The 13,034-nt window shown below is 66.1% G+C and carries 10 protein-coding genes and 1 tRNA gene; 6 read left to right on the top strand and 5 right to left on the bottom strand.

Annotated elements, in window-relative coordinates:
• Positions 1-2,122, top strand: a 2,122-nt coding sequence (locus tag AC5Y4T_RS10080) for an ATP-binding cassette domain-containing protein (protein WP_499952897.1), incomplete at its 5' end; no start/stop codon positions are given.
• A 12-nt stretch (positions 2,123-2,134) separates the two neighbouring features.
• On the opposite strand, the gene AC5Y4T_RS10085 is transcribed toward AC5Y4T_RS10080, so the two are convergent.
• Together AC5Y4T_RS10085 and AC5Y4T_RS10090 are read right to left on the bottom strand one after the other, a co-directional pair.
• Positions 2,135-5,329 (bottom strand): Kelch repeat-containing protein, encoded by a 3,195-nt coding sequence (locus AC5Y4T_RS10085; RefSeq protein WP_499952898.1) that lies wholly within the window; start codon positions 5,327-5,329, stop codon positions 2,135-2,137.
• A 141-nt stretch (positions 5,330-5,470) separates the two neighbouring features.
• A complete protein-coding gene (locus AC5Y4T_RS10090) occupies positions 5,471-6,814 on the bottom strand; it encodes a lipase family protein (RefSeq protein ID WP_499952899.1) in 1,344 nt (447 codons plus the stop codon).
• Between the two features lie 174 nt (positions 6,815-6,988).
• On the opposite strand from AC5Y4T_RS10090, the gene AC5Y4T_RS10095 reads away from it, so the two are divergent.
• Both AC5Y4T_RS10095 and mtnA read left to right on the top strand, forming a co-directional pair.
• A complete protein-coding gene (locus AC5Y4T_RS10095) occupies positions 6,989-7,648 on the top strand; it encodes a cutinase family protein (protein ID WP_499952900.1) in 660 nt (219 codons plus the stop codon).
• 46 nt (positions 7,649-7,694) lie between these two features.
• Positions 7,695-8,675: an S-methyl-5-thioribose-1-phosphate isomerase gene (mtnA, locus tag AC5Y4T_RS10100; protein ID WP_499917851.1), complete on the top strand. Its 981-nt coding sequence runs from the start codon at positions 7,695-7,697 to the stop codon at positions 8,673-8,675.
• A gap of 103 nt (positions 8,676-8,778) precedes the next feature.
• Here the strand turns inward: mtnA and AC5Y4T_RS10105 are convergent, their stop codons facing one another.
• Complete coding sequence (locus AC5Y4T_RS10105) at positions 8,779-9,570, bottom strand: SDR family NAD(P)-dependent oxidoreductase (protein WP_499952901.1); 792 nt, start codon at positions 9,568-9,570, stop codon at positions 8,779-8,781.
• A gap of 118 nt (positions 9,571-9,688) precedes the next feature.
• Positions 9,689-10,618 (bottom strand): alpha/beta hydrolase, encoded by a 930-nt coding sequence (locus AC5Y4T_RS10110; RefSeq protein WP_499952902.1) that lies wholly within the window; start codon positions 10,616-10,618, stop codon positions 9,689-9,691.
• 103 nt (positions 10,619-10,721) lie between these two features.
• Between AC5Y4T_RS10110 and AC5Y4T_RS10115 the strand changes: the two genes are divergently transcribed.
• Positions 10,722-11,282, top strand: a complete 561-nt coding sequence (locus AC5Y4T_RS10115) for a TetR/AcrR family transcriptional regulator (protein ID WP_499952903.1) — start codon at positions 10,722-10,724, stop codon at positions 11,280-11,282.
• Positions 11,283-11,421: 139 nt separating this feature from the next.
• On the opposite strand, the gene AC5Y4T_RS10120 is transcribed toward AC5Y4T_RS10115, so the two are convergent.
• Positions 11,422-11,495: transfer RNA gene (locus AC5Y4T_RS10120), tRNA-Gly, on the bottom strand.
• A gap of 170 nt (positions 11,496-11,665) precedes the next feature.
• Between AC5Y4T_RS10120 and AC5Y4T_RS10125 the strand changes: the two genes are divergently transcribed.
• Both AC5Y4T_RS10125 and dcd read left to right on the top strand, forming a co-directional pair.
• Positions 11,666-12,301 (top strand): VldE C-terminal domain-containing protein, encoded by a 636-nt coding sequence (locus AC5Y4T_RS10125; protein WP_499952904.1) that lies wholly within the window; start codon positions 11,666-11,668, stop codon positions 12,299-12,301.
• A 30-nt stretch (positions 12,302-12,331) separates the two neighbouring features.
• Complete coding sequence (gene dcd, locus AC5Y4T_RS10130) at positions 12,332-12,904, top strand: dCTP deaminase (RefSeq protein WP_499952905.1); 573 nt, start codon at positions 12,332-12,334, stop codon at positions 12,902-12,904.
• Positions 12,905-13,034: the final 130 nt, after the last annotated feature.

Consider the following 13,034-nt stretch of genomic DNA (forward strand, 5'->3'; position numbering starts at 1 on the left):
GCAGGCCGGCGGCCCGCGCCGCGCCGTCGGCTATCCGGGCCAATCGTCTCCGCCCCGCGTGCCCCAGCCGCCGACCGAACGGCCCGCTCAGCCGGCGGCAAAAGGCCAACTGACCGAGATCGGAGCGGAGGCACTCGAAGCCGCGCAGTTCGATAGCACCAACCTGCGGCGGGCCGTGCAGCGGTCGCGGTCGACGCTCGCTGCGCCACCCACGGGCGCCGCCGTGATCGGTCGCGCCGAAGACAGCGACGTCGTCATCTCGGATGTCTTGGCGTCGCGCCATCACGCCTACTTGGTCTCCAGCGCGACCGGCACGGAGATCCACGACGCGCACAGCATCAACGGCACCTTCGTCAACGGCACCCGAATCTTGTCGGCGCCGCTGACGGAGGGCGACGTGGTCACCATCGGCAACGTCGACCTGGTGTTCAACGGCGAGATCTTGCTCCGCCGCGCCGAAGCGGCCACCCGCACCGGCGGGCTGGAGGTGCGCGAGGTCGACTTCGACGTCGACGGCAAACGGTTGATCCAGAAGGTATCCATGACGGCCAGGCCCGGCACGCTGACCGCCCTCATCGGTGGGTCCGGTGCCGGCAAAAGCACGTTGTCCCGGCTGATCGCCGGGGCCACCTGTCCCACCTCCGGCTCAATCACCTTCGAGGGCCACGACATTCACGCCAGCTTCGCGTCCTTGCGCAGCCGGATCGGGATGGTGCCCCAAGACGACGTCGTGCACCGCCAGCTGACCGTGACCCAGGCGCTGAGTTATGCGGCCGAGTTGCGGCTGCCGCCCGACACCAGCAAGCAGGACCGCGCACAGGTGGTCGCGCAGGTCATCGAGGAACTCGGGTTGACCAAGCACGCCGACACCCGGGTGGACAAGCTGTCCGGCGGACAGCGCAAGCGTGCCTCGGTGGCACTCGAGCTGCTCACCGGGCCGTCCCTACTGATCCTGGACGAACCGACGTCCGGCCTGGATCCGGCGCTGGACCTTCAGGTCATGACCATGTTGCGGCAGCTGGCCGACGCAGGTCGGGTGGTGTTGGTGGTGACGCACTCGCTGAGCTACCTCGATCTCTGCGATCAGGTGCTGCTGATGGCGCCCGGCGGCAAGACGGCGTATTGCGGCCCGCCCGACGAAATCGAAGCGACCATGGGAACCACCAACTGGGCCAAGATCTTTGGCATGGTCGGCGCGGACCCCGACGAAGCCAACCGCCGTTTTCTGGCCCAACTCAAACCACCCCCGGCCGCAGCCGAGGCGGACAAGCCGGCGGACCTGGGCGCCCCGGCCCGCTCCAGCACCCGCCGCCAGTTCGCGACGATCGCCCGCCGCCAAATTCGGTTGATTTTCGCCGACCGCGCCTACTTCATCTTCCTGGCGCTGTTGCCGTTTGTGATGGGCGCGCTGGCGCTCACCGTTCCGGGCTCGACGGGTTTCCGCGTCGCCGATCCAAACGGTGACGGCTCCGATGAGCCGGGCTCGGTACTGATGTTGCTCACCATGGCCGCCGTCTTCATGGGCACCGCGCTGACGATCCGCGACCTCATCGGCGAGCGCCCGATCTTCCGTCGGGAACAGGCGGTCGGCCTGTCCACCAAGGCGTACCTGCTCGCGAAGATGGCCGTGTTCTCCGTGTTCGCCGTCGTCCAGTCGGCGATCGCGACGACCATCACGATTCTGGGCAAGGGAGCACCGACGCGGCCGGCGCTGCTCCTCGGCAGCGCCACCCTCGAGCTGTACGTCGCGACCGCCGCGATGTGCGTCACCGCGGCGATGATCGGGTTGGTGCTGTCCTCCCTCGCCCGCTCCAACGAACAGATCATGCCGCTGCTGGTGGTTTCGCTGATGCTGCAGTTGGTGCTGTGCGGCGGGATGATCCCGGTCACCGACCGGCTCGGTCTCGACCAGATGTCGTGGGCGGTGCCCTCGCGCTGGGGTTTCGCGGCGCAGGCCTCGACCGTCGACTTGTGGACGATCGAGCCCGGACCGCTCGCCCCGAAAGACAGCCACTTCAAACACACTGCGCAGGCCTGGCTGTTCGACGTGGGCATGCTGGGGGTGCTGACGGTCGTGTACGCGAGTTTCGTGGGTTGGCGCAGCCGGCTCAAGCGCCATTGACCCACGTATCCGCTAGATGAAGTCCAACGCCTCGACCGTGGCCACCGGGCCTTCATGGGTGGGCCGGTTCGCCCCACCGATGCAGTAGACGGTGTTGCCCACCGTGGCGACCGCCTCGGCGTGGCGCGGAGTTGGCATGGGCGGCAACGTGTTCCACGTTCCATTGGCGATGTCGTACATCTCGGCCACGCCCACCACCTGCGTCGGTTGCTCACCGCCGACCGCCAGGATTCGGCCGTCGATCAAGGTGGCGCCGTAGCTGCCGCGAGGGGTCGGCATGTCGACCAGCTTGGTCCACGTCCCGGCCTGCGGGTCGAATCGTTCGAACGCCGCGGAGTTCTTGTCGGACGACAGGAACCTCCCGCCGACCGCGTACACGTAGGTTCCGTCGGACACCGCGGCCAGATGTTCACGCGGGGTGGGCATGTTGGCGGCGTCGTGCCACGAGCTGCCGTCGAAGACCTCGGTTTGGCCGACCAGCTGCTTGGCGTTCTGCCCGCCGACGACTACGAGTTTGTCGCCGACCGCAGCGGCGGCCAGCGCCGCGCGAGGGTGACCGAGGCTGGGCAACTCCACCCACTTGCCGGCGCGCAGCGCGAACACCTTGGCGGACGCCTGCGTGAGGTCGCCGCTGGCGCCCCCGAGCACCACCACCTCGCCGCGATAGGTTGCCGCCGCGGCGTGATGCAGCGGGACGGGCAATGCGGGTTGCGGCTGCCAGATGCCGGTGCGGGGGTCGTAGCTTTCGACCGTTTGCAGCGCGACCCCGTCGCGCAAGCCGCCCACGATCCAGATCTTGTCGTCGAGCACCGTCCACGCCGTCATCAATCTCGCCGTCGGTGCGTCGGGCAGGGAACGCCACTGCGCGGCCGGCTGCATTCGACGCGGCGGTAGTTGCAGCGCCTCCGCGGACGAGGTCGCTTGGCCGTCGCCGACATCGCTCGACCCGCCGATCGAGTACACGGCTTGCCCCACCGCGGCGACCGACATGCCGTGCCGCGCCGTCGCCATGTCCGGCAGGCCCGCCCACGTGTTGGTCGTCAGATCGAGCACCGACACGCTCTTGAGGACCTGCCCCGCCGACTGCCCCCCGACGGCGACCAGGCGCCGGTCGGCTATTGCCACGCCCAGGTCTCCGCGCGGTTGGGGAAGGTCCGGCAACCGCGTCCAGGTTTTCGCGGCAGGGTCATACGCCTCGACCGTCGCCAGCTCGGCGGTCCCGTTGGTGCCGCCGACCGCGTACACCACCTTCCCGTCCGACGCCGCGGCCAGCATCTGGCGGGGGGTCGGTATGGGGGTGCCGAGGGTCCAGGAATTGCCGTCGAAGATCTCGACGGTGTTCAGCAGCGCGCCATTCGAGTCGACCCCGCCGCTGACGATGATGCGGTCGCCCACCACCGCCGCCGCCGCTGCCGCCCGGGGCTGCAGCATATGGGGGAGTTCAACCCAATGGCTGTTGACCACCCGCCAAACCTGGTCGCTGGCAACCTTTTGCGCGCCCGCGGCGCGCCAGCCCCCGAGGACGATCGGATTGCCCTGCCACGTCACCGCCATCGCGTGTTGTACCGGAACAGGTAGATCGTCACCGCTTTTCCAGCTGTCGATGACCGGGTCGTAGCCCTCGTGGTTCGGGACGAGCGCACGGTTGCTGCCCATTCCGCCGAATATCCAGATGGTGCCGTCGGCTTGCGTGGTCGCCGCCGCTTGGCGAGCGATGCGGGCATTGGTGATCGGCTGCCATTTCACCGGTTGGCCGCCCGGTTGGTTCGCGGTGGTGCTGTGCTGCTTGTTGCCTTGCGAAAGCAGTACGTAGACACCGATGCCCAGCACCAGCACCGCCACCAGGATTCCCACGGCGATCAGTGGCGCCGTTACGCGGTTGCGCTTCTTTTTCGACGAGCCCATCCATGCCACCGCTCCGGCGGCCAGTCCGCGGCGCCCGACCGCGGGTGGGTCCGCCGGCGGGGCGATCGCCTCGGTCATGCTGGTGGCTTCGGCAATCGCTTGGGTCGGCTCAGATGTGTTCGGCGGGGCCGAATTTGGTCTGCGGGCGTCTACAAAGCGGCTGCGAGGACCGGAGGGTTGCGGACCGGTGGGCTGTGACGGCGACGCCGTATTCCCACGGCCTTTCAGCGGATTGATCAGCGAGGTGGCGTTTTCCGCGTCGGCACTGCGCGGGCCCGGCTTGGCGATTCTTGGCGGCCTTTGGGTCGACGCGCCCGCTTTACCGCCACGCCCGGCCGGCGATTGGGTCCGCGTCTCCGACAGACCCGCCGAGGTGCCCACCGTGCGTCCCGAACCGGCGGAGGCAGTGATGGCCATCGCATCGGGCTTGAGTCCGTTGCGGCGCTGCGTCTCCTGCAACCCGCGACCGAAATCCGCTGCTGATGGCGGGCGTTCCTCCGGGTCGGGCGACATCGCCATCTCGATCGCCGAGCACACCGCGTCCGGGATTCCGTTATGACGCAAGTCCGGGATCCGCGTGTTGTTGATCCGCGTGTAGTGGGCGAGCAGGTCTTCGTTTCCGCGGCGCTCGTAGGCGGCGTTACCGGCGATCAGCGCATAGATCGTGGCGCCGAGCGAGTAAACGTCGCTGCCAACCGTCGCGGGCTCGCCCGTCATTATCTCGGGCGCCAGGTAATCGATTGTGCCGGAGAACAATCCGGCCGCCGTCTCGTATCCGCCGGGGACGTGGGCGGTCCCGAAATCGGTCAATTGCGGTTCGCCGTAGTCGTTGACGAGTACGTTCGCCGGCTTGATATCGCGGTGCAGGGTGCCGCTCAGGTGTGCGGTTTCCAGCGCCCCGCACAACTTCACACCGATCCGCACGGCTTCGGGCCAGGCGATGGGTCCCTCGCGCTGCACCCGTAAGCCCAGCGAACCCGCGGGGCAGTACGACATGACGATGTAGGGACGGCCCTCGGGGGTGACGCCGACCCGCAGGATGTTGACGATGTTCGGATGCCCGGAGAGCCCACCCATCGCGTAACCCTCACGGAGAAATCGTTCGCGGCCCGCGTCATCGCTGAATGGCGGCAGCACCTTGATCGCAACGTTGCGCCCCAGCGCGGTCTCGCGACAGCAATACACCACTCCGGCGGCGCCTCGAGCGACCTGGCGCGCGTTGTCGAATCCGGCAGCGGCTAACTCCGCCACGACCTCGCGCCGTCCCGACGCCGGGGCGCGAGTCTTGGGTCTTTCAGCCATTACCTGGCCTCAACTTCCCAGGGATTTACGAATCGGGTCAAGCGTAGCGAACATCCGCGCGTCGTCCGGGCGGTTCAGGCGACGATCTTGAGAGGCGAGCGGCGCTACGATTTCTCCGTTGGCGTCGCCCCTGGTGAGTAGTTAGCGGGCATCCGTCGTCGACAGCGGCTGACGTTCGACGGAACGCCCGAGGACGACCTTCGCCGTGATCACACCCAACTTGGCCATGCCCAAGTACGTCGACGGGTTGAACAGCGTCGGCCACACCGTGCGGGTTTTGTGTTCGTCGACGGGCCGATCGGCGAATCGGTCGCGCAGCCACCTCAGCGTCATGGGCGCCGACAGTGGATGCAACAGCAGATGCCCACAGAACCGGTCGCGGTGATAGGTGACCGCCGCGCCGAGGCCTTCGTATTCGTCCACCAGCGCATCGATGTCGTCGACGCTGATGATTCCGTCGTGCACCGCCTGCACGACCAGCACCGCGGGTTTGGGCCTGGACTTGCCGAGCTTGGTCGCATCGAAGATGTGGCGCACGTCGGGTAGGTCCCACAGCTCGTCGGCCGTCATGTCGACGTAGGACCCGATGTCGACGTTGCGGAAGCGCCACACAGCCTGGGCCGTCGACATCGTCTGCAACTCGTCGAGCAACGCCTTGCCCTCGTTGGTCGCGTGCTCATCGACGACCCTCTGCGCGCCGGGGAAGACTTGCGTCAGCGCGGAGATCATCAGCGCGGCGAGGCCGGCGAAGAAGCTGCCATTGAGGCGGCGCGCCACACTGCCCGGGTCGCCGACGGGCGAACCGAGAACGGCGCCAACGATATTGAGCTCCGGTGCATACCGCTCACAGAGTTCGGCCGCCCACGCCGACGCCAGCCCTCCTCCCGAATATCCCCACAGACCCACCGCTGCAGACGGTGACAATTCCAAGCGCTCGCACCGCATCGCGGCCCGCAGCCCGTCCAGAATTCGGTAGCCGGGCTCGACCGGAGCGCCCCACATGCCGTGGCAACCTTCGTGATCGGGTACGCAAACCACCCAGCCCTCGGCCAGCGCGGCCGTCACCAACAAGTACTCGGCTTGGACGAACGCACCGATCGGTCCCGCGCCGCGGCGCATCGCAAACGAAGGGAAGCAGCGCGACGCAACAGCGTCGATCGCGCATTGGTAGGAGAGGACCCGATCAGCGACGTCCGACTCGCGCCGCGACGGGACAAGCACCGTCGTCACCGCGACTTCCGGTTCTTCGTGCAGATTCGTGGTGCGGTAGAGCAACTGAGTGGCCTTCACCGGCTGACTGATGAGACCCAGAAATCCGATCTGCACGTCGCGCGAGCGCAACACCGTCCCCGGCTCCGTGTGCTCGTAGCCCTGTGGCGCTCGGTAGAACGGATCATCGTCGGGTGAGATCGGACGTTCACCGCGTCGAAGCTCATCGTGTGGCGGGCTTGCGACTTTCACCGGCGTGGCGGAATGGCTATCCATTGATGTGGCGACCCCCTGGGCATATCGCAGGCGGGGCGCGCTCGCGCCGCCCGCGGTTTTGCATTACCCGCGATGCCCGTGTTCAACCCTGTTTGCGGTCGATCAATTTGTTGGGCTACCACGCTTTAGACCGGATTGGTCAACGCATCGTCGGTGAATCCGTAATATCGCGTCATGAGGCTTGTCGCGAGAACACCGGGCGAGCATCGTGTCTTCAACTTTGCGGCCGCCGGCCTGCTCGCCGCGGCTTTGGTGATCACCCTGGCAGCCATGCATTTTCCGGTATCGGCGCTGATTCCGGCGGCATCGGCGGCGTGCCCCGATGCCGAAGTGGTTTTCGCTCGCGGCCGAGAGGAACCACCCGGCGCCGGCGCAGTCGGCGACGCATTCGTCAATTCACTGCGTGGCAAGACGCGTATGTCGCTCGGCGTTTATGGAGTTAACTACCCCGCCAACATAACCACCGTCGGTGGCGCCAACGATATGAGCGCCCACGTGCAATTCATGGCCTCAAGTTGCCCGAACACCCGGATAGTGCTCGGCGGCTATTCGTTGGGGGCCGAGGTGGCTGATCTCGTGACCGGGGGCCGCGCGGCATTCGGGTTCACCAACCCACTGCCGCCAGGCGTGGATCAGCACATCGCGGCGGTCGCTTTGTTCGGTAACGGCACTCGGCGACTCGCCCCTGCCTTCGCCGGTAAGACGATCGACCAGTGCGCGGCCGGCGATCCCATCTGCGGGAGAGGAACGAATTGGCCGTCGCATCTGCAGCCCTCATACATCGACTCCGGATTGGTGGATCAGGCGGCTAGCTTCGTCGCCGGCAAGTTATAGGTGAAGCGTGCGGTGGGCTGCGCCAGCCGCGGGCTAGATTCGGCTCGTGCGCAGGACCATTGACTGGGACGGCGACGCCGTCACGATCATCGACCAGACCGCCTTACCGACGGAATACCGCGTTGTCAGTCTGCGCACCGTCGACGAGCTGATCGACGCGATCCGCCGCCTGGCGGTGCGCGGCGCCCCGGCGCTCGGCGCGGCGGGGGCGCTCGGCGTCGTGCTGGCGGCCCGCGAAGGAGGCGACATCCGGGCTGCGGCCGAGCGAGTTGCGAAAGCGCGACCGACCGCCGTCAACCTCAGCTGGGGGGCCGCGCGTGCGCTCGAGAAACTCGACGACGGCGCCGAAGCCGTGCTCGCCGAAGCGCTGAAAATCCTCGACGAGGACGAACGTCTCAACCGTGCGGCATCCGCCCACGCCGCCGAGATCGTGCTCGCACTATGTGATCGCCGCCCGCTGCGGCTGCTAAGCCATTGCAACGCAGGCCATCTCGCCACCGTGGCCTGGGGCAGTGCGCTCGGTGTCGTGTGGCATCTGCATGAGCGCGGACTGGTGGAGTCGGTGCTGGTCGACGAGACACGTCCGTTGCTGCAGGGCGCCCGGCTGACGGCGTGGGAGCTGGCGCAGGCGGGCGTGCCCTACCGGGTGCAGCCGGACGGCGCCGCCGCGGCGGCGATGGCACGCGGCCTCGTCGACTGCGTGCTCGTCGGCGCCGACCGAATCGCCGTCAACGGCGACGTCGCCAACAAGATCGGCACCTACGGCTTGGCCATCGCGGCCCATCATCACCACGTGCCGCTCGTCGTGGTCGCGCCTTCGTCCACGGTCGACGGATCGCTTGCCACTGGCGCCGAGATCGCCATCGAGGAACGCGCGCCCGACGAACTCAGGACGTTCAGCGGCACCACGATCACCCCGCCCGACGCGGACGTTTTCAATCCTGCCTTCGACGTGACCCCGGCCGGGCTCATCACCGCCGTCGTAACCGAGCACGGCCCCTACCGGCCCCAGGATGGCCAGCGTTAAGGGTGTGCTGCACGCGCCAACGCCCGCGGATCTTTTCATGCCGTCCACCCAGGAGGGCGTGCTCTGAAGGTCCTTCGCTCCTCCAGAGGCTTCATGATGTTGTCTATTTGAAGGGATTGAAGGTGCGGCCGAGGAAGTACTGAGTGCGCTGTGGGACCGGGCGTATGGCCGCGGCGGTGAGTTTGTTCACGGTGCCCGGTATGCAGACGGGCTTGCCGTTGGTCACGGCGGCCCATCCCTCGCGGACAACGGGATCAGGCTGTTGCCACAAGAAGCCCGGCAGGCGGTCGGCGGCATCGCGGGTGCCCATCACGTCGTGGAACTCGCTGTGGGTGAAGCCGGGGCAGAGCGCAGTCACATGGATGCCATGAGGTTTGAGTTCCATGTCGAGGGACTGGGACATGTTCAGTACGTAGGACTTGATGCCGGTGTACAGCAACCCTTCTCCCGGAGGGGACATCGCAGCCAATGAGGACAGGTTGATGATGCGTCCCCAGCCTCGTTGCTTCATGCCAGGGATGGCTCGGTGGATCAATTCGGTTAGTGCGGTGACCATCAGTTGAAGTTCTCCGGCGACCGAGTCCCAGGAGGTGTCGGAGAATTTTGTGCTGGCCGAAAGTCCTGCGTTATTGATAAGCACGTCGATGGGCAGGCCCAATTCCGTTGCGCGGGTGGTGATCGCAGCGGGTGCAGAGGGGTCGGTGAGGTCGGCGGCGAACACTTCGGCGCGCACGCCGTTTTGTTGGTGTAGTTGTGTGGCGAGTTCTTCGAGGCGCTCGGCGCGTCGGGCGACGAGCAGCACGTCGTAGCCCTCGGTCGCGAGGTGGCGAGCGAAGGCCGCTCCAATGCCGGCAGATGCCCCCGTGATCAGGGCGGCACGTCGGGTCGTGGTCATGGCTGGCTGTTCCTGTCTGTGTATGGCTCGGCCATCATGGCCGACGGATCGGGGGTGCGCGTGTGGCGCGCCGCGGGGTGGGATGTCTGCCGGATCGAGAGGCCGCCTGGCGGTGGGGTCACACCAGTGGGACGTGGCGATTGAGGAAGTCGATCTGGTCGGCCACGATCCCGTCGAAGTGCGGGTCCAGGTACGGCTCGAAGTGCGTGCAGTCATAAGAGCGGACTTCACCGTGGGGGATGCGCGCCACGATCTTCTTGGCTTTCGCGTACGGCGTCACGTCGTCACGTTCGGCGAGCTGCACCAGTGTCGGTGCGGTGATGTCTGCGACCTTGCGTCCCGGTGAGTACAACGGCACGCGCAGGGCGATGCGCGCGGCGACGTCGTTTTCGGCGAGGAGCTGCTCGCGCTTGTGCTCGGCCGCTTCGCCCCCGGCCATCTCCTCCACGAGCTCATAGGCGCCGGGTGAGGTCATCATCGCGACCTCGCCGGGCCTGCCGACGGACTTCACCCGGTGCGGTGCCCGCCCGAGCCATGCGCCGACCTGATCACGCAGAGCTGCGGCTATCAGGCGTGCGACCAAAGTGGGGGATTGGGAGAACGCGGATGCGGGTCCGGTGACGTGGGGCACCTGGACGATGGCGGCTGCGAGATCGTGGTCGTGGGCGGCCAAGTTGAGAACGTGGCCACCGCCGAAGGACGAACCCCATCCCACCACCCGGGTGGTGTCGACGTTGTCCAGGCTGCGGACGTAGGCGATGGCGGCCCGCCAGTCAGCGTGCTGTTTGGCGATGTCAAGGATGCGGCGGGGCTGTCCTTGGCTGGCGCCCCAGTGCCGGTAGTCGAACACCAGTGCGGCGTAACCTGCCTGGGCGAATCGTGCGGCGTAGGCGTCCAGGCGCAGTTCGCGGAAGGCGGCAAACCCGTGGGCCAGTACGACGATGGGCGGGTTCTTGACGCCTTCGGGACGGTAGAGCCACGCGGCGCAAGCTGTCTCCTCGGACAAAAAGGTCACGTCGTGTCGGACGTAGCTAAGTGGCTGGTTCATCGTCGCGGGTCTCCATCGGGTATCTTGAATGACGTTCAACAAAAGGTACCAAGCTCTTGAATGTCGTTCAACATAGTGTGATCTAGTCGATGCAGAGGGAGCCATGGCACGGAACAAGCGTCCACAGGCCGCCGAAGAGAAGCGGGCAGAAATCGTCGCGGCAGCACGACGGCTGTTCATCGATACTGGCTACGACGCCACCCCGATGAGTCGCCTCGCGAAGGAGGCCGGGGTGGCACCAAACACCATCTACTGGTATTTCGGGGATAAGGACGACGTCCTGATCGCTGTGCTCGATTCCGTGATGGCCGACATCTGGCCGCAGTACCAACAGGTTGCGACCGAACCGATCCCCGCTCGAGTGCTGTGGGTGGTTCGCCAGTTACACCAGATGAGCCGCCTGGTGACGACGGTGCACGCCCGCGTCGAACATTCGGCCGCCATCGCCGAATGGCATCGCAACTTCCATCTGATCACCGGCGGCATGTTCCGTTACGAATTGGAGACTGCGGGAGTCCCGACTTCGACCGTGGAAGCCGAAGTGATGATCGGCATCTTCACCGTCGAAGGACTCCTCATGCACGACCTGAATGAGGTTGAGCAACGCACCATTTGCGACACCCTGGCTTCACGCTGGACTGTGACCCAGCCGCGCCCGTCCTGAGCAGGCAAGTCTCCCTCAACGCTTCCCCCTCGACGCGCACCGGATAACTGCTCCGGGAAGCAGTTCGATTGGCAAGGGACTGTTACGGGACCGACCGTCGACCGAGGCGGAATGAGCGGACGAAATACCTGCTCAAACCTGGAGCCGATGACGGGAATCGAACCCGCGTATTCAGCTTGGGAAGCTGATGTTCTGCCATTGAACTACATCGGCACTTCTCGCCAAGGAAGGCTAGCACCCGACGGCAGCCGTCGAGGTCAGGACGGCTCATCGACGGGTATCGCCGCGCCGTTGTGCGCCGTCGCGCCCAAACGGCGTTATCCCTTTCACAAATTCGCGTATCCATATTTATTATTTCGTTATCGCACCGTAATGTGCTCCGGGTGGGCCGGCACAGATTAGCCAGGAAGCGACGTAAACCGTCAGTGGCCCTGGCAGCGGTGCTCGCCCCTGCCGCGGCGTTCTTCGCGGTGTCTGCGGACGTCCACCCATTTGCGCCCCGTACCGAGGCTAAGCCCGTTATCAACGACGTCGCCCCCTGCTGCATACAAATCGTCACCGCAACATCGAATCGGCTTATTAAAGAAGCCGCTGACGGCGAGCCGACCGCGGCGTCGCGCTATCACACCCGGGCCCGGTTCCTCACCGCCGACGTCGCCCCGGAACGGGGGCTGCAAATCCGGACGATCTTGACCGCGCGCAACATCACCGCGGAATTTCCGCAGATACACGAGATGGGGGGAGTGCGCCCGGATCCGTTGCCGTGGCACCCCCTAGGCCTGGCGATCGACGTGATGATTCCGAACCCGGAGTCGGCCGACGGCATCGCGCTGGGCAATGCCATCGTCGCCTACGTGCTGCAGAACGCCAACCGGTTCGGCATCCAGGATGCGATCTGGCGAGGCGTCTACTACACGCCGAACGGAGCGCAGGCGAGCCGGCTCGGCCACTACGACCACGTACACGTCACGACGACCGGCGGCGGATATCCCACCGGCAGCGAGGTCTATCTCCGCTGAGCTCAGTCGGGGAGAAGCTAGGCTCGTCGCGTGCTGCTCTCCGATCGCGACCTCAGGGCCGAAATCACCGCCGGGCGGTTGGGCATCGAGCCCTTCGAAGGCGGCCTGGTGCAGCCATCCAGCATCGACGTGCGGCTCGACACCATGTTCCGGGTGTTCAACAACACCCGCTACACCCACATCGATCCGGCCAAGCAGCAGGACGAGTTGACCAGCTTGGTCGAACCCGCCGCCGGGGAGCCGTTCGTCTTGCATCCCGGGGAGTTCGTGCTCGGCTCGACGCTGGAACTCATCACCCTGCCCGACGACCTCGCCGGTCGCCTGGAGGGCAAGTCGTCGCTGGGCCGCCTCGGCCTGCTGACACACTCAACGGCCGGCTTCATCGATCCCGGCTTCAGCGGACACATCACGCTGGAGCTGTCCAACGTCGCCAACCTGCCGATCACCCTGTGGCCCGGTATGAAGATCGGTCAACTGTGCATTCTTCGGTTGACGAGTCCTGCCGAACACCCTTACGGCAGTACGCAAGTTGGTTCGAAGTATCAGGGTCAGCGAGGACCTACGCCGTCGCGCTCCTATCAGAACTTCATAAGGACTACATAGGTTCTGCGGGGCTCTGACGCTCCCCGTGTGGGCGATACTTAGTTAGCCATGGTTTTTTCCTCCGCCCGGCCATGGTTCGTCGTGCAATACCTTTGGAGGGGTTTGTATTGGATATCGTGCTCGGGGTGTC

This window comes from Mycobacterium sp. NGS11 (assembly GCF_059813315.1).